The organism is Limnohabitans radicicola, assembly GCF_014837235.1.
Lineage (GTDB): Bacteria > Pseudomonadota > Gammaproteobacteria > Burkholderiales > Burkholderiaceae_C > Limnohabitans_A > Limnohabitans_A radicicola.
This window is the reverse complement of the sequence record NZ_JACYFT010000002.1, coordinates 250,766-273,291: the sequence shown is the minus strand read 5'-3', so window position 1 is coordinate 273,291 and position 22,526 is coordinate 250,766. Positions and strand designations below refer to the sequence as shown.

23 protein-coding genes and 1 tRNA gene are annotated in these 22,526 nt (G+C 61.8%); 3 read left to right on the top strand and 21 right to left on the bottom strand.

What is annotated here, in order from left to right:
* Positions 1 to 20: 20 nt before the first annotated feature.
* Both IC609_RS09080 and IC609_RS09075 read right to left on the bottom strand, forming a co-directional pair.
* The gene (locus IC609_RS09080) at positions 21 to 1,040 is read right to left on the bottom strand and encodes a PfkB family carbohydrate kinase (RefSeq protein ID WP_191819183.1); all 1,020 of its coding nucleotides are present in this window, start codon (positions 1,038 to 1,040) and stop codon (positions 21 to 23) included.
* Between the two features lie 79 nt (positions 1,041 to 1,119).
* Positions 1,120 to 1,761, bottom strand: a complete 642-nt coding sequence (locus IC609_RS09075) for a DedA family protein (RefSeq protein ID WP_191819182.1) — start codon at positions 1,759 to 1,761, stop codon at positions 1,120 to 1,122.
* Positions 1,762 to 1,800: 39 nt separating this feature from the next.
* On the opposite strand from IC609_RS09075, the gene mutL reads away from it, so the two are divergent.
* The 3 genes from mutL (at position 1,801) to miaA (ending at position 6,090) form a co-directional block, all read left to right on the top strand.
* Entirely contained in the window at positions 1,801 to 3,795 is a 1,995-nt protein-coding gene (gene mutL, locus IC609_RS09070; RefSeq protein ID WP_191819181.1) for a DNA mismatch repair endonuclease MutL, read from the top strand.
* 121 nt (positions 3,796 to 3,916) lie between these two features.
* Positions 3,917 to 5,131, top strand: coding sequence for a multidrug effflux MFS transporter (locus tag IC609_RS09065; RefSeq protein WP_191819180.1), 1,215 nt, complete (start codon positions 3,917 to 3,919; stop codon positions 5,129 to 5,131).
* A complete protein-coding gene (miaA, locus tag IC609_RS09060; protein ID WP_191819179.1) occupies positions 5,128 to 6,090 on the top strand; it encodes a tRNA (adenosine(37)-N6)-dimethylallyltransferase MiaA in 963 nt (320 codons plus the stop codon). The genes IC609_RS09065 and miaA overlap by 4 nt, the downstream gene beginning before the upstream one ends.
* Here the strand turns inward: miaA and arfB are convergent.
* The 19 genes from arfB to IC609_RS08965 all read right to left on the bottom strand — a co-directional run bounded on the left by arfB (position 6,059) and on the right by IC609_RS08965 (position 22,380).
* Positions 6,059 to 6,463 carry an alternative ribosome rescue aminoacyl-tRNA hydrolase ArfB gene (arfB, locus tag IC609_RS09055; RefSeq protein WP_191819178.1) on the bottom strand — a complete coding sequence of 135 codons (405 nt, stop codon included), beginning with the start codon at positions 6,461 to 6,463 and terminating at the stop codon, positions 6,059 to 6,061. The genes miaA and arfB overlap by 32 nt on opposite strands.
* Before the next feature lie 19 nt (positions 6,464 to 6,482).
* The gene (locus IC609_RS09050; RefSeq protein WP_191819177.1) at positions 6,483 to 6,941 is read right to left on the bottom strand and encodes a DUF1178 family protein; all 459 of its coding nucleotides are present in this window, start codon (positions 6,939 to 6,941) and stop codon (positions 6,483 to 6,485) included.
* An 8-nt stretch (positions 6,942 to 6,949) separates the two neighbouring features.
* Complete coding sequence (locus tag IC609_RS09045; RefSeq protein ID WP_191819176.1) at positions 6,950 to 7,540, bottom strand: NUDIX domain-containing protein; 591 nt, start codon at positions 7,538 to 7,540, stop codon at positions 6,950 to 6,952.
* Between the two features lie 35 nt (positions 7,541 to 7,575).
* Complete coding sequence (locus tag IC609_RS09040; RefSeq protein ID WP_191819175.1) at positions 7,576 to 7,878, bottom strand: DUF2818 family protein; 303 nt, start codon at positions 7,876 to 7,878, stop codon at positions 7,576 to 7,578.
* Positions 7,879 to 7,885: 7 nt separating this feature from the next.
* Entirely contained in the window at positions 7,886 to 9,373 is a 1,488-nt protein-coding gene (gene nuoN / locus IC609_RS09035; protein WP_191819843.1) for an NADH-quinone oxidoreductase subunit NuoN, read from the bottom strand.
* Positions 9,374 to 9,396: 23 nt separating this feature from the next.
* Complete coding sequence (locus tag IC609_RS09030) at positions 9,397 to 10,875, bottom strand: NADH-quinone oxidoreductase subunit M (protein ID WP_191819174.1); 1,479 nt, start codon at positions 10,873 to 10,875, stop codon at positions 9,397 to 9,399.
* A gap of 22 nt (positions 10,876 to 10,897) precedes the next feature.
* Positions 10,898 to 12,919 (bottom strand): NADH-quinone oxidoreductase subunit L, encoded by a 2,022-nt coding sequence (gene nuoL / locus IC609_RS09025; protein ID WP_191819173.1) that lies wholly within the window; start codon positions 12,917 to 12,919, stop codon positions 10,898 to 10,900.
* 7 nt (positions 12,920 to 12,926) lie between these two features.
* A complete protein-coding gene (gene nuoK, locus IC609_RS09020) occupies positions 12,927 to 13,235 on the bottom strand; it encodes an NADH-quinone oxidoreductase subunit NuoK (RefSeq protein WP_191819172.1) in 309 nt (102 codons plus the stop codon).
* The gene (locus IC609_RS09015; RefSeq protein ID WP_191819171.1) at positions 13,235 to 13,879 is read right to left on the bottom strand and encodes an NADH-quinone oxidoreductase subunit J; all 645 of its coding nucleotides are present in this window, start codon (positions 13,877 to 13,879) and stop codon (positions 13,235 to 13,237) included. Before IC609_RS09015 ends, nuoK begins: the two co-directional genes overlap by 1 nt.
* 30 nt (positions 13,880 to 13,909) lie before the next feature.
* The gene (gene nuoI, locus IC609_RS09010) at positions 13,910 to 14,410 is read right to left on the bottom strand and encodes an NADH-quinone oxidoreductase subunit NuoI (RefSeq protein WP_408611019.1); all 501 of its coding nucleotides are present in this window, start codon (positions 14,408 to 14,410) and stop codon (positions 13,910 to 13,912) included.
* Between the two features lie 22 nt (positions 14,411 to 14,432).
* Positions 14,433 to 15,515, bottom strand: a complete 1,083-nt coding sequence (gene nuoH / locus IC609_RS09005; protein WP_191819169.1) for an NADH-quinone oxidoreductase subunit NuoH — start codon at positions 15,513 to 15,515, stop codon at positions 14,433 to 14,435.
* On the bottom strand, positions 15,512 to 17,626 hold the full coding sequence (gene nuoG, locus IC609_RS09000; protein ID WP_191819168.1) for an NADH-quinone oxidoreductase subunit NuoG: 2,115 nt from the start codon (positions 17,624 to 17,626) through the stop codon (positions 15,512 to 15,514). Before nuoG ends, nuoH begins: the two co-directional genes overlap by 4 nt.
* A gap of 14 nt (positions 17,627 to 17,640) precedes the next feature.
* Positions 17,641 to 18,996: an NADH-quinone oxidoreductase subunit NuoF gene (gene nuoF, locus IC609_RS08995; protein WP_408611017.1), complete on the bottom strand. Its 1,356-nt coding sequence runs from the start codon at positions 18,994 to 18,996 to the stop codon at positions 17,641 to 17,643.
* On the bottom strand, positions 18,996 to 19,484 hold the full coding sequence (nuoE, locus tag IC609_RS08990; RefSeq protein ID WP_191819167.1) for an NADH-quinone oxidoreductase subunit NuoE: 489 nt from the start codon (positions 19,482 to 19,484) through the stop codon (positions 18,996 to 18,998). The genes nuoF and nuoE overlap by 1 nt, the downstream gene beginning before the upstream one ends.
* Positions 19,481 to 20,734 (bottom strand): NADH-quinone oxidoreductase subunit D, encoded by a 1,254-nt coding sequence (locus IC609_RS08985; protein ID WP_191819166.1) that lies wholly within the window; start codon positions 20,732 to 20,734, stop codon positions 19,481 to 19,483. Before IC609_RS08985 ends, nuoE begins: the two co-directional genes overlap by 4 nt.
* A gap of 1 nt (position 20,735) precedes the next feature.
* The gene (locus IC609_RS08980; protein ID WP_191819165.1) at positions 20,736 to 21,341 is read right to left on the bottom strand and encodes an NADH-quinone oxidoreductase subunit C; all 606 of its coding nucleotides are present in this window, start codon (positions 21,339 to 21,341) and stop codon (positions 20,736 to 20,738) included.
* A gap of 10 nt (positions 21,342 to 21,351) precedes the next feature.
* Positions 21,352 to 21,831 carry a NuoB/complex I 20 kDa subunit family protein gene (locus tag IC609_RS08975; protein WP_191819164.1) on the bottom strand — a complete coding sequence of 160 codons (480 nt, stop codon included), beginning with the start codon at positions 21,829 to 21,831 and terminating at the stop codon, positions 21,352 to 21,354.
* 42 nt (positions 21,832 to 21,873) lie between these two features.
* Complete coding sequence (locus tag IC609_RS08970) at positions 21,874 to 22,233, bottom strand: NADH-quinone oxidoreductase subunit A (protein WP_191819163.1); 360 nt, start codon at positions 22,231 to 22,233, stop codon at positions 21,874 to 21,876.
* A gap of 62 nt (positions 22,234 to 22,295) precedes the next feature.
* Positions 22,296 to 22,380, bottom strand: a tRNA-Leu gene (locus IC609_RS08965).
* Between the last annotated feature and the right edge of the window lie 146 nt (positions 22,381 to 22,526).

Below are 22,526 nucleotides of genomic sequence, written 5' to 3'. Positions count from 1 at the left end.
GCTCAGGCGCAGCCGCAAGTTCAGCTCAGCGCGATCGGGTGGCTGGCCAGACGGGCCTGCACCTCGGCGCGTGTGGGCGGCTGGCAACCTGCACGCATCACATTGACCGTGGCCGTGGCCAGCGCATGGGACAGCAATGCGCCCAGGTCTGCCGCGTTCAGTTGGGCCACCCAAGCCTGCACCGGGCATGGCGCCCCATCGGCCTGTGTCAGCAAAGCGCTCAAGAGCCCCGCCAGAAAGCTGTCGCCCGCGCCCACGGTGTCCACCACCTGGACGGGGGCGCTTTCTCGGCCCCGCACGGTGAGGATGCCTGCAGCCGTCTTGAGCAGCAAAGCCGCGCCTTCGCCCCCCAGGGTCAACGCCATCATCCGGGCGCCGCAGCTGCCCAGCAGGTGCTCGGCCTGCGCAAACGCGTCAGCCCCAGGCACAGCCAGGTGCTGCAAGTCTTCGTCGCTGGCCTTGATCAGATCGGCATGGACCAGCGCGGCGTGGATGTTGGCACGGTACGGGGCCATGTCGGGCAACACGGTCGGGCGCAGGTTGGTGTCGACCACCACCCAGCGGCCCGCCGCTTTTTGCGCGGCCAGCCAGGGCAGGTATTTGTCCGCATCGGCAGGCGCCAGTGCCAGGCAGCCCGTGCAGACGATGTCGAGCGTCGGCACATCGGCGCAAGCCGCATTCAGCGCGTCCACGCTGATGGCCCGGTCGGCCACGGCCTCGCGGTAAAAGGCGTAGTCCGGATGGCCTTGGTCGTTGACCCCCACCACCGCCAGCGAAGTCACTTCAGCCACAGGCTCTGGTCGCGCCAGCACCGCCCCATCGGCGCTCAGGCCCGAGGCCAGTTGGCGGCCAAAGCGGTCAAATGAGAACGGGTTCAGGTACATGACTGGCACGTCCTGGCGTGCCAGTGCACGGCTGAGGTTGTAGACCGCACCGCCCAGACAGGGCAGAAAGCGGCCATCGGGCTGCATGACCAGGTCAATCAGGGCTTCGCCCGCGGTGGCGATGCGCACGGACAAAATGGGGTTAGAAGCAGTCATGGTTCGGGGCTCGCGCGGGTCACAAATGAGGTGATTGAATTATCAAACACCGTAACCAGCCGGTAACCCCGGGCGCCTTTCAACGGCCGGAACGGCGGGCACGCCAGGCGCCCACCAACGTGACGAGCCCGGGCACCAGGATCAGCGCCCAGATGATCTTGGACAGGTGCGTCTGCACAAAGGGCAGATTGCCGAACAGGTAGCCCGCCAGCGTGAGCCCCACCACCCAGAGCACAGCCCCCACCACGTTGTAGGTGATGAACTTGCTGCGCGTCATCTCGGCCACCCCAGCCACAAAGGGCACAAAGGTGCGGATGAAGGGCATGAATCGGGCCAGCACGATGGTGATGCCACCGTATTTTTCGTAGAACTCATGCGCCTGGTTGAAGGCCTGACGGTTGAAAAACCGCGAGTTTTCCCACTGAAAGACCCGGGGGCCGAAGTAACGTCCGATTGAATAATTGGTCTGGTCCCCGGCAATGGCGGCCACCAGCAAGATGACCACCACCAAAGGCCAGCTCATCACCTCGGCGCCACACATGGCCCCCACGATGAACAGCAGCGAGTCGCCTGGCAAAAACGGCATGACCACCAGCCCGGTCTCGACAAACACGATCAGGAACAGCAGGGCATACACCCAGGCCCCGTGGTTTTGCACAAAGGCCTCCAGATAAGTGTCGACATGGAGGATGAAATCGAGGAGCTGCAAGAGGATGTCCATGGGCGGATTATCCCCGTCCCCAAGCCCTAAAATGCCCGGGTGACTGCCGAAAACACCCAAGCGAACGCGCGCCGCCCGATCCGCGAACTCCCCGATGAACTGATCAGCCAGATCGCCGCAGGCGAAGTGGTGGAACGTCCCGCGTCCGTGGTGCGCGAACTGGTAGACAACGCGCTCGACGCGGGCGCACAGAACATCACGCTGCGCCTGCTGGGGGGTGGCACCCGTCTGATCGCGGTCGAAGACGACGGCGGCGGCATCGCCCCCGACGAGTTGCCCGTGGCCCTCAAGCGCCACGCCACCAGCAAGATCGGCAACCTGACCGACCTCGAATCGGTGATGACCATGGGCTTTCGCGGTGAAGCCCTGGCGGCCATCAACTCGGTGTCGGAGCTGACGCTGCTCTCGCGCATGGACGGCCAGCCCAATGCGCTGGCGCTGGACGGCCAGACTGGCGAGGTGCGCCCTGCCCCGCGCGCCGTGGGCACCACGGTCGAAGTCAAGGAACTGTTTTTCTCGACCCCGGCCCGCCGCAAATTCCTCAAAAGCGACAGCACCGAGCTGGCCCACTGCATCGAAGCCGTGCGCCGCCACGCGCTGGCTCGGCCCGATGTGAGCTTTGCCATCTGGCACGAAGGCAAGCTGGTCGAGCAGTGGCGCGTGCACCCCGGCCCGGAGGGCCTGGCGCAGCGCCTGGGCGATGTGCTGGGCCACGATTTTGTGGCGCAGTCGGTGCCCGTCGACTACCACGCGGGACCGTTGCATGTGGTGGGCCGCGCAGGCACGCCCGACGCCGCGCGCTCGCGCCCCGATCACCAGTTTGCCTATGTGAATGGCCGCTTTGTGCGCGACAAGGTGCTGATGCATGGCGCGCGCAGCGCCTACGAAGACGTGTTGCACGGCCACAAGCAACCGGCCTATGCCTTGTTTGTGCAGATTGACCCGACCCTGGTGGACGCCAACGTGCATCCGACCAAGATCGAGGTGCGTTTTCGTGACAGCCGTGCGGTGCACCAGGCGATCCGCCACGCGATCGAACAGGCCATTGCCGCGCCGCGTTCACAAGCCCTGAACGCCCCGTCGGCCCCTGAACTCACATTGCAAGCCAGTCCCGCCCCACGCGCCCTGCCCGAATCGGCCCACTGGCGTCAGGGCAGCATGGGCCTTGATTCCCGTCCCGAACCCGCACCGACTTTCACCCCCCCGCGCTTTGAGCGCCCCCGGGTGGACAGCGAACAGGCCCTGGCCGACCTCAAGGCACTGTGGAGCCCCGCGGTTGCCACCACCCCTGCAGCGGGCACGATGCCTGCCCAAGAAGCCGCTGCGCCCGGCTGGGTGCCGCCATCTGCGGCCGCCCCCAGCCGCGACTCTGCTGTGGGCAACACGGGGCAGTCCGTTGCCTCCGGACGGGACTCCGATACAGACAAAGCAAACCACTGGCCCCTGGGCCGTGCCGTGGCGCAGCTGCACGGCGTCTACATCCTGGCCGAGAACGCCCAGGGCCTGGTGGTGGTCGACATGCATGCCGCGCACGAACGCATCGTCTACGAGCGCCTCAAGAACCAGCTGGGCAGCACGGATGGCACAGGCCCGCGCATCGCCAGCCAGCCCCTGCTGATCCCGGCCACCTTTGCCGCGACCCCGACCGAAGTGGCCACCGCAGAGGCCTGCGCCGAAGTGCTGACCCAACTCGGCCTCGAAATCTCCCCCCTCTCGGCCAAAACGCTGGCCGTGCGCGCCGTGCCCACCACCCTGGCCCATGGCGACGCGGTCGAGCTGGCCCGCAGCGTGCTGGCCGAGCTGGCCCAGCACGACGCCAGCACGGTGGTGCAGCGCGCGCAAAACGAGATCCTGGCCACCATGGCCTGCCACGGTGCGGTGCGTGCCAACCGCCAGCTCACGCTGACCGAGATGAACGCGCTGTTGCGCCAGATGGAAGAGACCGAGCGCTCCGACCAGTGCAACCACGGCCGTCCGACCTGGCGACAGATGACGATGCGTGATCTGGATGCGCTGTTTCTGCGGGGACGTTGATGAACCGCAAGCGAGCAGCGGGGTCGGTGCGCGGACTGCCCGATTTGGCGAGCGAAGCGAGTATGAGGGCAGCCGTGTACCGGCCCCGCTGCTCGCGCTCCAGTGAAGGTCTGAAGGCTCCATGTCCCCCAAACTGATCGTCCTCATCCTCGCGCTGCTGCTGGGCATGCAGCCCGTCACCACCGACCTGTACCTGCCGGCCCTGCCCGCCATCACCGCAGGCTTTGGTGCCAGCATGGGCCAGGCCCAGCTGACCCTCACGGCGCTGCTGCTCGCCTTTGGCCTGTCACAACTGATTTGGGGCCCGCTGTCTGACCGCTTTGGGCGCAGACCCATCCTGCTGTGGGGCATGGCCACCTACACCCTGGCCTCCGTGGCCTGCATGTTCGCGCCCAGCATGGCCTGGCTGATCGCAGGCCGCACCGTGCAAGGCATCGCCATGGGCGCGGGCGTCATGGCTGCACGCGCTGTGGTGCGCGACCTCTATGCACCCGCGCAAGGCGCGACCGTCATGTCGCAGGCACTCACCGGGCTGGGCATCATCGCCTGCGCCTGCGCGCCCCTGGGCGGTGTGCTGAGCGAATGGGTGGGCTGGCGTTGGGCCTTGTCGATGCTGGGGTTTTTCGGGGCCATCACCCTGGCACTGCTGTACTGGCACTTTGAAGAAACCCTGGCCCAACCTGACCCCCACGCCTTGAAGGCCCGCCCGCTGGTGCGGGCCAACCTCGAGATTTTGCGCAACCGCACTTTCCAGACCTGGTGCGCGCTGTCGGCAGGCTCCTACCTGGGGCTCTTCACCTTCCTGGCCAGTTCTTCGTTTGTCTTCATCCAGGCGCTGGGCTACAGCAAAACCGCTTACGGCTTGCTCATGCTGAGCATGTCGGCGTCCTACATCGTGGGCACCTTCTGGTGCCGCTGGATGCTGCGCCGCACCAGCGTGCACCGCACTGTGGGCGTGGCGGCCTGTCTCACCATCACCGGTGGTGTGTCGATGGTGGCGCTGGCCTACGCGGGCGAAGGCCAGGACTGGTACGGTGCCTGGGCCGTCATGCTGCCCATGTACATTTTCATGCTCGGCCACGGCGTGCACCAACCCTGCGGCCAAAGCGGCGCAGTGGCCCCCTTCCCGCACCGGGCAGGCACGGCGTCGGCGCTCAATGGCTTTTTGATGATGCTGGGCGCGTTTTTCATGGGTGGCTGGCTGGGCCAGCACATGGACCGCCCGGTCTTCGCGCTGGCACACGGCCTGATGCTGTGGGCCGCTTTCATCACCTTCATCGCCTGGACAGCCGTGCAGCGCCACGGCCGCCCGGTGGTTCTCAAGGCCGCAGCATGAGCACGTCCACCGAGCACCATGCGGTCGATGCGATCGCCCTGGTTGGCCCCACGGCCAGCGGCAAAACCGCCGCAGCCCTCGCCCTGGCAGACGCATTGCAAGCGCAAGGCGGGGCCGAGATCGTCAGCGTGGACTCGGCCCTGGTCTACCGGGGCATGGACATCGGCACCGCCAAGCCCAGCCGCGAAGAACTGGCCTGCGTGCCGCACCACCTGATCGACATCCTCGACCCGCTGCAAAGCTACAGTGCGGCCGAGTTCGCCAAAGAAGCCACACGCCTGATCGGCGACATCCGCCGCCGGGGCAAGACCCCCTTGCTGGTGGGCGGCACCATGCTGTATCTGAAGGCCCTGCTCGAAGGCCTGAACGACATGCCTGCGGCCGACCCGCAGGTGCGCGAGCAAATCCAGCAACGCGCCCAGGCCCTCGGCTGGCCCGCCCTGCATGCGGAGCTGATGCGGGTGGACCCCGTCACGGCGGCGCGGCTGGCACCGGGCGATAGCCAGCGCATTGGCCGTGCGCTTGAGATTTGGACGTCCACCGGGCAGCCACTCTCGGCCTTTCACCAGGCGCCCAAAACCACTGCGCCTGCGCTGAACATCCCGGTCATCAGCCTGGAGCCTGACGACCGCGCCTGGCTGCACGAACGGATTGCGCTGCGCTTTGACCAAATGATGGCGCAAGGCTTCATCGATGAGGTGCGGACATTGCGCGCACGCGGTGACCTGAACCCCGATCTGCCCTCGATGCGCTGTGTGGGTTACCGCCAGGCCTGGCAAGGCTTGGATGAAGGCTGGAGCGAAGCCGAAATCCGCGAGCGCGGCATCTTCGCCACGCGCCAACTCGCCAAGCGACAGATCACCTGGCTGCGTGGCATGGTGGGGCGCACGGTGGTTGCCGCCGATCAGGCCCAGGCCACCGCGCAGGTCATTCAGGCCGCGAGCGCCTGGATGCCTTGAGCTGCGACTGCTGGGCTTTGCCCTGCAAGCGCCTTTGCACCGAACCATGCGTCGGTCGTGTGGGTTTGCGCTTCTTGGGCGCCCGCAAAAACAGGCCCAACAACTCATAAAGCCGTGCCCAAGCGTCCTGCCGGTTGGCCTCTTGCGTGCGGTAACTTTGCGCCTTGAGCACCAGGACGCCTTCTGGCGTGAGGCGACTGTCTTTGGAAGCGAGCCAGCGGGCTTTCACGTCCTCCGGCAAGCTGGAATGGGCCACATCCAAGCGCAACTGGATGGCGGTCGAGACCTTGTTGACGTTTTGCCCACCCGGTCCTTGGGCACGGACGGCGGTGAGTTCGACTTCGGATTCGGGGATGGTCAGCACGTGGGACATTCAAGAACCCCGATGCAGCTCATTGCAAAGGCTCTTTGAGCCCTGCGGGTACAGGCAGCGGCAAGATGTCAATGCCTTCGTCCAGCAAGGCTTCGGTTTCCTCGCGTGTGGCTTGCCCCCGGATGTTGCGTTCCTCGCGCTCGCCGTAGTGGATCTTGCGGGCCTCTTCGGCAAACTTCTGACCCACGTCTTCGGTGTTGGCCATGACGTGCCGCACCATCTGCATCCAAGCCGCCTGCAGCTGGGCCGGAGCCACATTGGCCACGGCCGTGGATTCGGTCTGGGTCTTCGCTGGCGGCTCTGCCTGGCCTGCGCCAAGATTCAGGCGCGGCGCCGAGAGCATCTTGGTCACTTCGCTGTTGTTGCATACCGGGCACGTGACGAGGCCACGGCTGCGTTGCGCGTCGTAGTCGTCCTGCGAGGCAAACCAGCCTTCAAAGCTATGCCCCTGACTGCACTGGAGGTTGAGGACTTTCATGATGGGGATCAAGTCGGCGCCGATTGCCAGTCAAGTGGCCAGTCGCCTGAAAGCACATTTTGCAGCCAAACCATGCAACTGAGTGTTTTGGCATCGGTGACTTTCCCCTCACGGCACCAGGCCATCAGTTCATCGGGGGTGGCCGAGAACACATCCAGAAATTCGCCCTGATCGAGCTGACGTTCACCCGAGGTCAGGCCGCGGGCGAAATAGATGTGGATGACTTCGGTGGAGTAGGCGATGGCCAGGTGCATTTGCCCTGCCCTGGCCCACTCATGGGCCCGGTAGCCGGTTTCTTCGAACAGTTCGCGTTGCCCGCACAAGAGCGGGTCTTCACCGGCGTCGAGTTTGCCTGCAGGCAACTCGATCATCACCTGGCCCACGGGGTAGCGGTACTGGCGCTCCAGCACAATGCGCGTCTGCCCGTTTGGTCCTTGCAACAGAGGGACCACCACCACGGCGCCAGGATGGACCACGTATTCACGCGTGGCCTCACCCCCATCGGGCAAGCGAACGGTGTCGCGAAAGGCGTGCAGGAATCGGCCCTTGAACAGCTCTTGCCGCTCCAGGCTCTGCTCAATCAGGTGTTCATCAGACATGGGGGCAGCCTGTCAGGTGCCGGGAAGACACGGCGTCAATCGCGGCGGTGCAAAAGATAACGGTAGACAAAGCCAGGGAAGGCCAGCGTCAAGAACATGGTGGCCGTGACCGCATAAAACTCCCAGCCTTGCGGGGCGATCTGGCCCGCGTTCTTTTCAAGTGCCAGGCCGATGCCGCCGACCACGAAGTACAACAGCACCAGCTCCAACAAGCGCCATGGCAGGGATTTGGGCGCACGCACCGGGCCCAGGGCGAGCACGCGGTGGTTGGCAAATGGCAGATTGGCGGCCATCACGGCCAGCAGCACCAGGGCTCCAATCTGCAATGAAACGGACATGGGTGGCTTACAGGGCCAGCATGCTCTTGACAGCCTGAGCGCACAAGGCCATCAGGGCGCCAGGCACGATGCCCAGAACCAGCACCAGCAAACCGTTGATCGACAAGACCACGCGCACGTCGGCGGGGGCCGACACAGTGGTGGCCGTGACCGGCTCGTCAAAGTACATGACTTTCACAACGCGCAGGTAGTAGAAAGCGCCGATCAGCGACATCAGCACGGCGTAGATGGCCAGACCGATGTAGAAGCCTTGACCCGAAGCGATCAGGGACTGCAGCACCGCCAGCTTGGCATAGAAGCCCACCATGGGTGGGATGCCGGCCAACGAGAACAGGCAGATGGCCATCACGCCAGCGTACAGGGGGCTACGCTGGTTCAGACCGGCCAGGTCGGTGATCTCTTCGCTCTCGAAACCCTGGCGGGCCAGCAGCAAGATGATGCCGAAGCTGGCCAGCGTGGTCAGCACATAACCGACGATGTAGAACATGGCCGAGCTGTAGGCGTTGGCGGCCAGTGTGGTTTGACCGTTGATGATGCCTGCCACAAAACCCAGCAGCACAAAACCCATTTGCGCGATGGTCGAATACGCCAGCATGCGCTTGAGGTTGGTCTGCGCAATGGCGGCCAGGTTACCCACGGCCAGCGAAGCGATGGCCAGGAAAGCCAGCATCTGCTGCCAGTCGATGGCCAGCGGCAGCAAGCCTTCCACCAGCAAACGGATCATCAGGGCGAACGCGGCCAGCTTGGGCGCGCCACCGATCAGCAGCGTGGCCGCGGTGGGGGCGCCTTGGTACACGTCGGGAATCCACATGTGGAAAGGCACGGCACCGATCTTGAACGCCAGACCCGCCACGATGAACACCAGACCGAACACCAACACCTGGTGCTTGACCTGGCCCGAGGCGATGGCCTTGAGCACGGCCGACAGCTCCAGGGAGCCTGTCGCACCGTACAACATGGACATACCGTAAAGCAGGAAACCCGACGCCATGGCACCCAGCACAAAGTACTTCATGGCCGCTTCGGTGGCTTGCATGTGGTCGCGACGCAGGGCTACCAATGCATAGCTCGACAGGGTCAGCAGTTCGAGGCCAAGGTACAGCACCAGGAAGTTCTGACCGGAGATCATCACGCTCATGCCCAGCAAAGCAAACATGCTCAGGCTGAACAACTCGCCGCCACGCAGCATGTCGCGGTCAGCCGCGTAAGGACGCGAGTACACCAGGGTCACCATGACGGCGATGCTGGCAAAACACTTGAGCCAGTGGCCCAGGGGGTCGCTCACCACCAGACGGCCAAAGCCGTACAAGGTCTGGCCAGCATCGGCATACAGGGCGTGCAGCAAGGCCACACCGCCGAGCGTGAGCAAGGTCAGCACGTGGGTGGCTGTGCGGCGTGGGCTCTTGACGAAGAGGTCGACCAGCGCGATCACGCAGGCCATGACCAGCAACACGATTTCAGGATAGATCGTCATCCAGCTGGTGGTGTCCATCATCATTCTTTCTATTCTTGCGTTCGTTACTGGGGCAGCTTGGACAGCGACACGTGCTTGAGCAGGTCAGCCACCGAGGTGTCCATCACATCCGTGAAGGGTTTCGGGTACAGGCCCATGGCCAGCACAGCGATGGCCAACAGGGCCATGACCAGGAATTCGCGGCTGTTGATGTCGGTCAGTTCCTTGACGTGGTCATTGGCCACAGGCCCCAGGTAGACGCGTTTGAACATCCACAGGGTGTAGGCCGCACCAAAGATCAGGGCCGAAGCCGACAAGAGGCCGATCCAGAAGTTGAACTTGACGGCGCCCAGAATCACCATCCACTCGCCCACAAAACCGGCTGTGCCTGGCAGGCCGCAGTTGGCCATCGAGAACAGCAAGGCAAAGGCCGCGAACTTGGGCATGGTGTTGACCACGCCGCCGTAGCTGGAGATTTCACGCGAATGCACGCGGTCGTACAACACGCCAATCGAGAGGAACATCGCAGCGGACACGAAACCGTGGGCAATCATCTGCACCAGGGCTCCGGACACGCCCAGCGGGTTGAAGATGAAAAAGCCCAGCGTCACAAAACCCATGTGCGCCACCGAAGAATAAGCCACCAGCTTCTTCATGTCCTGCTGGACCATGGCGACCAGACCCACATAGATCACCGCCACCAAAGACAGCACGATCATCAGGGTGCCCCACTCGCGCGCAGCGTCCGGCGCAATGGGCATCGAAAAACGCAGGAAGCCATAGGCGCCGAGTTTCAGCATGATGGCCGCCAGCACGGCAGAGCCGCCTGTAGGCGCTTCCACGTGCACATCAGGCAACCAGGTGTGCACGGGCCACATCGGTACCTTGACCGCGAACGCCGCAAAGAAGGCGAAGAACAGCAAGGTCTGCACATGACCGGACAACGGCAGCTTGTGCCAGGCCAGGATGTCGAAACTGCCGTTGGAGGCGGTGTACAGGTAAATCAGGGCGATCAGCGTCAGCAGCGAGCCCAGCAGCGTGTACAGGAAAAACTTGAAAGCGGCGTAGATCTTGTTCGGGCCACCCCAGATGCCGATGATCAGGTACATCGGGATCAAGGTTGCTTCAAAGAAGACGTAGAACAGGATGCCGTCCAGGGCACTGAACACGCCGATCATCAGACCCGACAGGATCAGGAAAGCGGCCATGTACTGGTTGACTTTGCGGGTGATCACTTCCCAACCCGCGATCACGACGATCACGTTGATGAAAGCGGTCAGCAGCACGAACCACAGCGAAATGCCGTCCACGCCCAGCGCGTAGTTGACATTGAAGCGCTCGATCCAGCTCGCCTTTTCGACGAACTGCATGGCCGATGTGCCCAGCTGGAAGCCCGAGTACAGCGGCAAGGTGATGAGGAAACTGACCACAGCACCGATCAGGGCCAACCAGCGCACAGCGCTGGCCTGCTCGTCACGTCCCAGGGCCAGCAAGATGACGCCAAAAGCAATTGGCGTCCAGATGGCAAGGCTCAACAATCCCATTTTTATGACTTCCTTGTAATCGTTAAGCCAGCCAGACGAAATACGTCATCAGCATGAACACGCCCAAAATCATCACCAGGGCATAGTGGTACAGGAAACCCGACTGGAACCAGCGCACCACGCCAGAGACCCAGCCCACGACTTTCCATGAACCGTTGACCACCAGACCATCGATCAGGGCACGGTCACCCACTTGCCACAGACCGGTACCCAGCAAGCGGGCACCACGGGCCAGGATGTTTTCGTTGATCCAGTCGAGAAAGTATTTGTTCTCGAGCACGACGACCAGCGGACGCAGCACACGGGCAAAGAACGCGGGGACGGCAGGGTTGATCAGGTACATGTACCAGGAGACCGCCACACCCGACAGCGCCAGCCAGAAAGGCAGCGTGCTCACGGCATGCACTGCCATGGCCACCGGACCGTGGAAGGCATCGGCCAACTCATGCATGACATGGTGCTTGTCGGCATCCACAAAGATCGCGTCCTTGAAGAATTCGCCAAACAACATGGGATCGATCGTCATGTAGCCGATCACCACCGAGGGGATGGCCAGAAGGATCAGGGGCACCGTCACCACCCAGGGCGACTCATGCGGACCATGGTCGCCATGGCCGTGGTCGTCGTGACCGTGGTGGTCATCGTGGTGCGCATCCGGGTTCTGGTCGTAACGTTCCTTGCCGTGGAAGACCAGGAAGTACATGCGGAACGAATAGAAGGCGGTCACGAACACACCCGCCAGCACGGCGATGTTGGCAAAACCTGCAGCAGGCAGGTGGCTTTCGGCCACGGCTTCGATGATGCTGTCCTTGGAGTAAAAACCCGAGAAGAACGGCGTGCCGATCAGGGCCAGAGAACCCAGCAGCGAGGTGATCCAGGTGATCGGCATGTACTTGCGCACGCCGCCCATCCAGCGGATGTCCTGGTTGTGGTGCATGCCCATGATGACGGAACCCGCACCGAGGAACAACAAAGCCTTGAAGAACGCGTGCGTCATCAGGTGGAACACGGCCACCGAGTAAGCCGACGCGCCCAGAGCAACCGTCATGTAACCGAGCTGCGACAAGGTGGAATAAGCCACCACACGTTTGATGTCGTTCTGGATGATGCCCAGGAAGCCCATGAACAGGGCCGTGATCGAGCCGATCACCATGATGAAGTTCAGTGCGGTGTCCGACAACTCAAACAGTGGTGACATGCGGGCCACCATGAAGATGCCTGCGGTCACCATGGTCGCGGCATGGATCAGCGCCGAAATCGGCGTGGGGCCTTCCATCGAGTCCGGCAACCACACGTGCAGCGGGAACTGGGCCGACTTGCCCATGGCACCGATGAACAGGCAGATGCAGACCACGGTCACCAGCATCCAGTCGGTGCCAGGGAACGTCAATGCGCCCAGCTCGGCGGCTTTGGCAAAGGTTTCGGCATAGTTGAGCGTGCCTGCATAGGCCGCGATCAGACCAATGCCCAGGATGAAGCCAAAGTCGCCCACACGGTTGACCAGGAAGGCCTTCATGTTGGCGAAGATGGCGGTGGGCTTGTTGAACCAGAAACCGATCAACAGGTAAGACACCAGGCCCACAGCTTCCCAGCCGAAGAACAGCTGAAGCATGTTGTTGCTCATGACGAGCATCAGCATCGAGAAGGTGAAGAGCGAGATGTAGGCAAAGAAACGGTTGTAGCCTTCGTCTTCGTCCATGTAGCCGATGGTGTAGAGGTGCACCATCAGCGACACAAAGGTCACCACACACATCATCATGGCGGTGAGGCCGTCGACCAGGAAGCCGACTTCCATCTTCAGACCGCCGACCACCATCCAGGTGTAGAGGGTTTCGTTGAAGCGGGCGCCGTCGATCACGCTCTTGAGCGTCATGGCGGAGATGATGAAGGCCACCAGCACGCCCAGAATCGTCAGGGTGTGCGACAGCTTGCGGCCGATCCAGTTGCCACCGAACTTGGTGCCCAGAATACCGGCCAGCGCCGAGCCCACCAGGGGCGCGAGCGGCACAGCCAGCAGCGTGCTTGCGTTGAGGGTTTGACTCATTTTTTTATTAACCCTTGAGCGTGTTGAGGTCTTGGACGTCGATGCTGTTCTTGTTGCGGAACAGCAGCACCAGAATGGCCAGACCGATGGCCGATTCGGCCGCCGCCACCGTCAGAATGAAGAACACGAACACTTGTCCGTGCATGTCACCCAGGTAGTGCGAGAAGGCCACAAAGTTCATGTTGACGGCCAACAGCATCAGCTCGATGGCCATCAGCAGCACGATCAGGTTCTTGCGGTTCAGAAAGATGCCGATCACGGCCAGTGCGAACAGCATCGCACCCAGTGAAAGAAAGTGTCCGAGGGTCAATGACATCACTTGTTCTCCTCTGCTGCAGCGGGGGCCGGTGCAGGCGCAACCTGCGTGGCGGCCATCTGGACCACTTGTAGGCGGTCAGCGGCACGCACACGCACCTGGATGGAAGGGTTGATCGCCTTGCTGTCCTTGCGTTGGCGCAGGGTCAGGGCAATCGCAGCCACCATGGCCACCAGCAGGATGGCCGCAGCAATCTGGATGGGCATCAGGTACTCGGTGTAAAGCAACACGCCCAGCGCTTTGCTGTTGGACACCGGTGCGCTGCCCGCAGCCACCGCGGCCACTGGTGCCTGCGACAGGCGAAAGCCGCTCATCAACACCGCCGTCATCTCGAACGCGACCACGGCGCCCAAAGTGGCCGCCAGCGGGAAGTTCTTCCAGAAACCTTGCCGGAGCGTGTCGACATTGATGTCCAGCATCATCACGACAAACAGGAAAAGCACCATCACCGCGCCGAGGTAAACCAGCACGAGGGTGATGGCCAGGAATTCAGCGTTGAGCAGCAGCCAGATGGCTGAGGCCTGCGAGAAGGCCAGCATGAGAAAGAGCACCGCATGCACAGGGTTGCGGGCCGTGACCACCCGGAAGGCTGAAAACAACAGCACCACCGAGAAGAGGTAGAAGAAACCGGTCTTGACGTCCATGGGGGATATCTTTGTAGGTAGGTTCAATGATCAGCGGTATGGAGCATCAGCGGCCTTGTTGGCTGCGATCTCTTTTTCATACCGGTCCCCCACGGCCAGCAACATGTCCTTGGTGAAGTACAGGTCGCCACGTTTTTCGCCGTGGTACTCAAAAATGTGCGTCTCAACGATCGAGTCCACCGGGCAGCTTTCTTCGCAGAAGCCGCAGAAGATGCACTTGGTCAGGTCGATGTCATAGCGCGTGGTGCGGCGCGAGCCGTCTTCGCGTTGACCCGCCTCGATGGTGATGGCCATCGCCGGGCAAACGGCCTCGCACAGTTTGCAGGCGATGCAGCGCTCTTCACCGTTGTCGTAACGGCGCAGGGCATGCAGGCCACGAAAACGGGGCGACAGCGGTGTTTTTTCTTCCGGGAACTCCAGCGTCACCTTGCGGGCGAATGCGTAGCGTCCGGTCAGGGCCATGCCCTTGAGCAACTCCACGAGCATGAAGCTCTTGAAGAAGTCCTTGATCGAGAAGGAGGAAGCAGTCATTGTGGTCATGATCTTGAACCGCTTATTTCCAGATGTTCCAGGGTGAGAACAGCCATGCGCCCACCACCAGCAGCCACACCAGGGTGACCGGAATGAAAATCTTCCAGCCCAGACGCATGATCTGGTCATAACGGAAGCGCGGGAAGGTGGCGCGGATCCAGATGAACATGGACACCACCAGGAAAGTCTTCAGGCCCAGCCAGATCCAGCCGGGGACCATGTTGAACAGGGCGCTGTCGATCGGCGACAGCCACCCACCCAGGAACATGATCACAGCCAGAATGGACACCAGCCACATGCTGGCGTATTCGGCCAGGAAGAAGATGGCAAAGCCCATGCCCGAGTACTCGACCATGTGGCCGGCCACAATTTCGGCTTCGCCTTCGACCACGTCAAACGGGTGACGGTTGGTTTCGGCCACACCCGAGATCAGGTAGACCACGAAGATCGGCAGCAAGGGCAGCCAGTTCCAGGACAGGAAGTTCAAGCCCATGCTGGCCATGTCACCCTTGTCTTGTGCGAGCACGATGTCGGTCAGGTTCATGCTGCCGGTGACCATCAGGACCACCAGGAAACAGAAACCCATGGCAATTTCGTAACTCACCATCTGTGCCGAGGCACGCAGCGCGCCCAGGAAAGCGTATTTGGAGTTGGAGGCCCAACCCGCGATGATCACGCCATACACCTCGATGGAGGTGATGGCCATCACCAGCATCAGGCCCGCGTTGATGTTGGTCAGCGCCACTTCGGGTCCGAAGGGAATCGCCACCCAGGCGGCCAGGGCCGGCATGATGGCCATGATGGGGCCCAAACGGAACAGGCCCATGCTGGCCGCGGAGGGGTTGATCAGCTCTTTGGTCAGCAACTTCAACGCATCGGCGATCGGTTGCAGCAAGCCAAAGGGGCCCACGCGGTTGGGGCCCATGCGCACTTGCATGAAGCCCAGCAGCTTGCGCTCCCAGAGCGTCAGGTACGCCACAGCACCCATCAAGGGGGCCAGCACGGCCACGATCTTGATCAGGATCCAGAGCACAGGCCACGCCATCGTGGTCCACCAGGCATCGGCCAGAAGATTCAGGCCGCCGTTGTACAGCGCATCGATCATGCTTTGACCTCCTGTGCACGGCGTGCATCGGCCGTCAATTGCAGCGATGGTGCGCGGCGCACGATGCTGTCAAGCTGGTAAATGGCGGCCACAGCGGGCGCACTCACGGCACCACCCAAACGCACTTCAGCGCGGATGGCGTTGGACAGATTCAAAGGCTGAGCCGTGGCACGGGCCAGCACGTCCTGCGAAGTCTCGAAAGCAAAGCCCGGGATGTCCAGCAGGTTGGCCAGCACGCGCAGCACTTTCCAGGCTGGCCGGGTTTCAGCCAAAGGTTTGACCACGGCATGGAAGCTTTGCAGACGGCCTTCGGCGTTGACGAAGCTGCCCGAGGTTTCGGTCCAGGGCGCAATCGGCAGCAGCACATCGCTGAAATCCATGTTGGCCTTGAACGGGCTGAGCGTCACCACCATCTCTGCTTTGTCCAATGCAGCGACGGCAGCAGCGCCGGCAGCAGTGTCGAACTCGGGCTCGGTGTTCAGCAAGATGGCGGCCTTGAGGCTGCCGTCCAGCATCTGGGCGGCGTTCTTGCCACCGGTTTGTGGCTGGGCTTTGGCCCACTGCACACCCACAGTGTTTGCGGCTTCGGTCAGGTAGCCGACGGTCGCGCCGGTTTGCTCGCCAATCCAGTTGGCCAGCACCAGCAGGCTCGACGCATTGGCGTGGTGCGCAGCACCGTTGCCCAGCAACACGGCCTTGCGCTCGCCACCCAGCAGGGACTTGGCGATGGCTTGCGCTTGTACGGTGGCGTTGCCAGCGGCAGGAGCGGCAACGCCCTTGTCTGCTGCAATCGCGACCGCCACATCGGCCAGGGCCTGGGCCCAGCCCGAAGCATCGGTCACGACGCTGTTGGCCACAGGCAATGCCCAAGCACCGGCGGCGGAAAGTTGCGCGCTCGATGCGATCGCATTGACTTGAGCGCCATGGCGAGCGGCCTGGCGAATGCGTTGCGCAAACAGCGGATGGTCCTTGCGCAGGTTGGAGCCCACGACCAGTACGCGTTGCAGTGCAGTCAGCGAAGCGATGCTGGTGCCAAGCCACTGCACGCCCTCGCCTGCCACAAATTCGGCGCGGCGCAGACGGGCGTCCACATTGTCTGAACCCAGGCCACGCAGCAGACTGCCTGCCAGGTATGCCTCTTCGACGGTGCTGTGCGGGCTGACCAGGGCGCCAATGCTGGCGGCGCCGTGGTCACGCTGGATGTTCTTGAGGCCGTTGGCCACGTATTCGAGTGCGGTCTGCCAGTCGACTTCTTTCCACTCGCCTCCTTGCTTGAGCATGGGCTGCGTCAGGCGCTCGGCGCCATTGAGGGCTTCGTAGGAGAAACGGTCACGGTCAGCGATCCAGCATTCATTGACCTCTTCGTTTTCGAGAGGCACCACACGCTGAACCTGGTTGTTCTTGACCTGCACGACCAGGTTGGCACCCGAGGAATCGTGCGCCGCCACCGACTTGCGGCGCGACAGCTCCCATGTGCGGGCGTGGTAGCGGAAAGGCTTGCTGGTCAAAGCGCCCACGGGACAGATGTCGATCATGTTGCCCGACAGCTCGGAATCCACGGATTGGCCGAGGAAAGTCTCGATCTCGGAATGCTCGCCACGGTGGGACATGCCCAGCTCCATCTCACCGGCCACTTCCTGACCAAAGCGCACGCAGCGTGTGCAGTGGATGCAGCGGCTCATCTCTTCCATGGAGATCAGCGGACCGACTTCCTTGTGGAAGACGACGCGCTTTTCTTCTTCGTAGCGCGACTTCGTGCCACCGTAACCCACGGCCAGGTCTTGCAACTGGCACTCACCGCCCTGGTCGCAGATGGGGCAATCCAGCGGGTGATTGATCAGCAGGAACTCCATGACCGACTTCTGGGCCGTGACGGCCTTGTCGCTCTGGGTACGCACGATCATGCCTTGCGTGACCGGGGTCGCACAGGCAGGCATGGGTTTGGGGGCTTTCTCCACATCCACCAGGCACATGCGGCAGTTGGCAGCGATGGAGAGCTTCTTGTGGTAGCAGAAATGTGGAATGTAGGTACCGGCTTTTTCAGCAGCATGCATCACCATGCTGCCTTCAGCCACTTCCACTTTTTTGCCGTCGAGTTCGATTTCAACCATGGTCGGCCTTAACCTCAAACACCGGCACCGACCACGCAGGTCTTGTGCTCGATGTGGTGTACAAATTCGTGACGGAAGTGCTTGAGCATGCCGCGCACCGGCATGGCCGCAGCATCACCCAAGGCGCAAATCGTGCGGCCCATGATGTTGCCGGCCACACTGTCAAGCATCTCCAGATCGCTGGCGCGGCCCTGCCCGTTTTCAATGCGGTCCACCATGCGCCACAACCAGCCAGTGCCTTCACGGCAAGGGGTGCATTGGCCACAGGATTCGTGCGAATAGAAATAGGACAGGCGGGCCAAGGCCTTGACCATGCAGCGGGTGTCGTCCATGACGATCACGGCACCCGAACCCAACATGGAGCCGCCTTCTTTGGCGATGCTGTCGTAGTCCATGGTGAGCGTCATCATCAAGTCACCCGGAATGACCGGCGAAGATGAGCCACCGGGGATCACGGCCTTGAGTTTGCGACCGCCGCGCACACCACCGGCGAGTTCGAGCAGCTTGGCAAACGGGGTGCCCATGGGCACTTCGTAGTTGCCAGGACGCTCGACATCACCACTGACCGAGAAGATCTTGGTGCCGCCGTTGTTGGGCTTGCCCGCTTCGAGGTAGGCCTGACCACCGTTGCGGATGATCCAGGGCACGGCTGCAAAGGTTTCGGTGTTGTTGATGGTGGTGGGCTTGCCGTACAGACCAAAGCTGGCCGGGAATGGTGGCTTGAAGCGCGGCTGGCCTTTTTTGCCTTCCAGCGATTCGAGCAAGGCGGTTTCTTCGCCGCAGATGTAAGCGCCAAAACCATGTGATGCGTGCAACTGGAAGTTGAACGTGGAGCCCAGGATGTTGTTGCCCAGGTAGCCCGCGGCACGGGCTTCTTCGAGGGCAGCCTCAAAGCGCTCGTACACCTGGAAAATTTCACCGTGAATGTAGTTGTAACCCACGCTGATGCCCATGGCATAAGCAGCGATGATCATGCCCTCGATCACCGTGTGCGGGTTGAACATCATGATGTCGCGGTCTTTGCAGGTGCCCGGCTCACCCTCGTCCGAGTTGCAAACCAGATACTTCTGGCCTGGGAACTGGCGGGGCATGAAGCTCCACTTCAGGCCCGTGGGAAAACCCGCGCCACCACGGCCGCGCAAACCGGAGTCCTTGACGGTGGCAATCACCTGGTCCTGGGTGAGGCCTTCGCCGCCGTCCTTGCCCAGGATCTTGCGCAGGGCAGCGTAGCCCCCGCGTGCTTCGTAGTCCTTGATGCTCCAGTTCTGACCATTCAGACCCGCGTAAATTTGCGGATTGATGTGGCGGTCGTGGAAACAGGTTTCCACGCCTGAGGCCTGGAACTGACTGAGAATTTGCTCGACGCTCATCAGACCGCCCCCGCTTTCTTCAAGCCATCGATCAGCTGATCGAGCTTGTCGTTGCTCATGAAGCTGCACATGTGGCGGTCGTTGACCAGCATGACCGGCGCGTCCGCGCAGGCGCCCTGGCATTCGCTGGGCTGCAGGGTGAACAGGCCATCGGCCGTGGTTTCGCCCGCATGCACACCCAGCTTGTGCTCCAGGTGCTCCAGCGCTTTTTGGCCACCGCGCAACTGGCAAGGCAGGTTGGTGCAAACGTTCAGCTTGAACTTGCCCACCGGCTTTTGGTTGTACATGTTGTAGAAGGTCGTGACTTCATGAACAGCCATCACGGGCATGCCCAGATAGTCGGCCACGCCCTGCTCGCTCTCGGGGCTGACCCAGCCAAGTTCTTGCTGCACGATCGACAGGCAGGCCATCACGGCCGACTGCTTCTGGTCCGCAGGGAACTTGGCGACTTCACGCGCAAAGCGTGTTTTTGTGGACTCCGAGATCATCGGTCAATCTCTCCAAACACAATGTCCATGGTCCCGATGATGGCGACCGCATCGGCCAGCATGTGGCCTTTGGCCATTTCATCGAGGGTGGCCAAATGGGCAAAGCCCGGGGCACGGATCTTGAGACGGTAGGGCTTGTTGGCGCCATCGCTCACCATGTAAATGCCGAACTCGCCTTTCGGGTGCTCGACGGCTGCGTAGGCCTCGCCTTCAGGCACGCGGAAACCTTCCGTGAAGAGCTTGAAGTGGTGGATCAAGTCTTCCATGTTGGACTTCATGCCTTCACGTGCAGGCGGAGCGACCTTGTGGTTGTCAGTGATGACCGGACCGGGGTTGGCACGCAACCAGGCCACGCACTGCTGAATGATGCGGTTGGACTCGCGCATCTCCTGCACACGCACCAGGTAACGGTCGTAGCTGTCACCGGTCTTGCCCACAGGCACGTCAAACTCGACCTTGTCGTAGGCGTCGTAAGGCTGCTTCTTGCGCAGGTCCCAAGCGATGCCAGAGCCACGCAACATGGGCCCGGTCATGCCCAGGTTCAGAGCGCGCTCGGGTGGCACCACGCCAATGCCAACAGTACGCTGCTTCCAGATGCGGTTGTCGGTCAGCAGGGTTTCATACTCGTCCACGCACTTGGGGAAACGCTGCGTGAAATCGTCGATGAAATCGAGCAGGGAACCCTGACGGTTCTTGTTCATTTCAGCGATGGTCTTGGCGTTCTTGACCTTGCTCGCCTTGTACTGCGGCATGCTGTCGGGCAGGTCACGGTACACGCCACCGGGACGGAAATACGCTGCGTGCATGCGCGCACCGGAGACGGCCTCGTACATGTCAAACAGGTCTTCACGCTCGCGGAAGGTGTAGATCAGGATGGTCGAGCTGCCGCAATCGTTGCCATGCGAGCCGAGCCACATCAGGTGGTTCAGCAAGCGGGTGATTTCTGAGAACATCACACGGATGTATTGGGCGCGCATCGGCACTTCCAGGCCCAGCATCTTCTCGATGGCCAGGCAGTAGGCGTGCTCGTTGCACATCATGGACACATAGTCCAGACGATCCATGTAAGGCAAGGACTGGATGTAGGTCTTGCTCTCGGCCAGTTTTTCGGTCGCGCGGTGCAACAGACCGATGTGCGGATCGGCGCGCTGCACCACCTCGCCGTCGAGTTCCAGCACCAGACGCAGCACGCCGTGGGCGGCCGGGTGCTGGGGTCCGAAGTTCAGGGTGTAATTCTTGATTTCGGCCATATCAGTGCAGGCCTCCGTAGTTTTCTTCGCGGATGATGCGCGGCGTGATCTCGCGCGGCTCGATGCTCACTGGCTCGTACACCACGCGCTGACGCTCGGCGTCGTAACGCATCTCGACGTGACCCGACAACGGGAAGTCCTTGCGGAAGGGGTGGCCGATGAAGCCGTAATCGGTCAGGATGCGGCGCAGGTCAGCATGCCCCTCGAACACGATGCCAAAGAGGTCAAACGCTTCGCGCTCGTACCAGTTGGCAGAATTCCACAAGTCATTGACCGAGGCCACCAAGGGCAGATCGTCGTCAGGGCACAGCACTTTGACGCGCACGCGCTGGTTCAGACTCACCGACAGCAGATGCACCGTGACGCCAAAACGTGGGCCATCGGTGCCGACATCGCGGTAAGTGGAGTAGTCCACGCCGCACAGGTCGATCAGTTGTTCAAATTGGCAGCCCGCTGCAGTTTGCAGGGTCTGCATCACATCGCGGTAATTCGCGGCATTCACGTGCACCGTCAGCTCGCCCAGGGCGAGTGAAGTCTGGGCACGGTCACCGAGCACAGCGGCCAACTGGGCCTGCAGATCTTCGGGGCGGATGGCAAAGTCGGTCATTCGTGCTCCCTCAGACGCGCGCAATGGTTTGCGTGCGGCGGATTTTTTGCTGCAGCTGGATGATGCCGTAGATCAGGGCTTCGGCCGTGGGCGGGCAGCCTGGCACGTAGACATCCACCGGCACCACGCGATCGCAGCCACGCACCACCGAATAACTGTAGTGGTAGTAACCACCACCGTTGGCGCAAGAGCCCATGGAAATGACCCAACGGGGCTCGGACATCTGGTCGTACACCTTGCGCAGGGCGGGTGCCATCTTGTTGCACAGCGTGCCGGCCACGATCATCAGATCGGCCTGACGCGGACTGGCTCGGAACACCTCGGCACCGAAACGGGCCAGGTCGTAGCGCGCAGTGGCCGAATGCATCATTTCCACCGCGCAGCACGCCAGACCAAAGGTCATGGGCCACAGCGATCCGGTCTTGGCCCAGTTCACCACCGAGTCGTAACTCGTGGTGATAAAGCCTTCCTTCATCACGCCTTCAATCATCTCGTAGTCCTCAGAGGCTGAATGGGTTGTCAGTGAACGGGATCATTCCCAGTCCAGTGCGCCTTTTTTCCACTCGTAGACAAAGCCCACGACCAGAATGGCCAGAAAAATCACGACGGCCACAAAACCGGCCACACCCACCTCCTTGAGCGCCACGGCCCAGGGAAACAGGAAGGCGATTTCAAGGTCGAACAGAATGAACAGGATCGCCACGAGGTAGTAGCGAACATCAAACTTCATGCGAGCGTCTTCGAAGGCTTCAAAGCCGCATTCGTAGGGGGAATTCTTTTCCGCATCAGGACGGTTGGGGCCAAGAATGTAGCCCAACACCTGGGGAATCACGCCGACAGCAAGGCCGACCAGTATGAACAAGAGGATGGGGAGGTATTGGCCGAGGTTCATCTTGAGACTGACGGATCACCTGAAGATGGGTTCTGAAGCAAATCAGAACCCATCTGTTTGTCTGGTGCCGTCGGCGAGACTCGAACTCGCACAGCTTTCGCCACTACCCCCTCAAGATAGCGTGTCTACCAATTTCACCACGACGGCGGTATGTTCTGCCTCGGTTTGCATGAGGAACACCGTTTTGTAGGTGTTATTGCTCTCCGGACAATCCCGGATTCTACCCTTAAAACCTCTCAAATTCCTTGCGCAAAACCGGAAATTTGCTCAGGACGACAAAGCTGATAGGTAGC

Excerpts from the sequence above, each read along its gene's own strand:
- IC609_RS09080 (WP_191819183.1), bottom strand. The coding sequence starts at position 1,040 with ATGACTGCTTCTAACCCCATTTTGTCCGTGCGCATCGCCACCGCGGGC.
- IC609_RS09075 (WP_191819182.1), bottom strand. The coding sequence starts at position 1,761 with ATGGACATCCTCTTGCAGCTCCTCGATTTCATCCTCCATGTCGACACT.
- IC609_RS09065 (WP_191819180.1), top strand. The coding sequence starts at position 3,917 with ATGTCCCCCAAACTGATCGTCCTCATCCTCGCGCTGCTGCTGGGCATG.
- miaA (WP_191819179.1), top strand. The coding sequence starts at position 5,128 with ATGAGCACGTCCACCGAGCACCATGCGGTCGATGCGATCGCCCTGGTT.
- arfB (WP_191819178.1), bottom strand. The coding sequence starts at position 6,463 with ATGTCCCACGTGCTGACCATCCCCGAATCCGAAGTCGAACTCACCGCC.
- IC609_RS09050 (WP_191819177.1), bottom strand. The coding sequence starts at position 6,941 with ATGAAAGTCCTCAACCTCCAGTGCAGTCAGGGGCATAGCTTTGAAGGC.
- IC609_RS09045 (WP_191819176.1), bottom strand. The coding sequence starts at position 7,540 with ATGTCTGATGAACACCTGATTGAGCAGAGCCTGGAGCGGCAAGAGCTG.
- IC609_RS09040 (WP_191819175.1), bottom strand. The coding sequence starts at position 7,878 with ATGTCCGTTTCATTGCAGATTGGAGCCCTGGTGCTGCTGGCCGTGATG.
- nuoN (WP_191819843.1), bottom strand. The coding sequence starts at position 9,373 with ATGATGGACACCACCAGCTGGATGACGATCTATCCTGAAATCGTGTTG.
- IC609_RS09030 (WP_191819174.1), bottom strand. The coding sequence starts at position 10,875 with ATGGGATTGTTGAGCCTTGCCATCTGGACGCCAATTGCTTTTGGCGTC.
- nuoL (WP_191819173.1), bottom strand. The coding sequence starts at position 12,919 with ATGAGTCAAACCCTCAACGCAAGCACGCTGCTGGCTGTGCCGCTCGCG.
- nuoK (WP_191819172.1), bottom strand. The coding sequence starts at position 13,235 with ATGTCATTGACCCTCGGACACTTTCTTTCACTGGGTGCGATGCTGTTC.
- IC609_RS09015 (WP_191819171.1), bottom strand. The coding sequence starts at position 13,879 with ATGGACGTCAAGACCGGTTTCTTCTACCTCTTCTCGGTGGTGCTGTTG.
- nuoI (WP_408611019.1), bottom strand. The coding sequence starts at position 14,410 with ATGACTGCTTCCTCCTTCTCGATCAAGGACTTCTTCAAGAGCTTCATG.
- nuoH (WP_191819169.1), bottom strand. The coding sequence starts at position 15,515 with ATGATCGATGCGCTGTACAACGGCGGCCTGAATCTTCTGGCCGATGCC.
- nuoG (WP_191819168.1), bottom strand. The coding sequence starts at position 17,626 with ATGGTTGAAATCGAACTCGACGGCAAAAAAGTGGAAGTGGCTGAAGGC.
- nuoF (WP_408611017.1), bottom strand. The coding sequence starts at position 18,996 with ATGAGCGTCGAGCAAATTCTCAGTCAGTTCCAGGCCTCAGGCGTGGAA.
- nuoE (WP_191819167.1), bottom strand. The coding sequence starts at position 19,484 with ATGATCTCGGAGTCCACAAAAACACGCTTTGCGCGTGAAGTCGCCAAG.
- IC609_RS08985 (WP_191819166.1), bottom strand. The coding sequence starts at position 20,734 with ATGGCCGAAATCAAGAATTACACCCTGAACTTCGGACCCCAGCACCCG.
- IC609_RS08980 (WP_191819165.1), bottom strand. The coding sequence starts at position 21,341 with ATGACCGACTTTGCCATCCGCCCCGAAGATCTGCAGGCCCAGTTGGCC.
- IC609_RS08975 (WP_191819164.1), bottom strand. The coding sequence starts at position 21,831 with ATGATTGAAGGCGTGATGAAGGAAGGCTTTATCACCACGAGTTACGAC.
- IC609_RS08970 (WP_191819163.1), bottom strand. The coding sequence starts at position 22,233 with ATGAACCTCGGCCAATACCTCCCCATCCTCTTGTTCATACTGGTCGGC.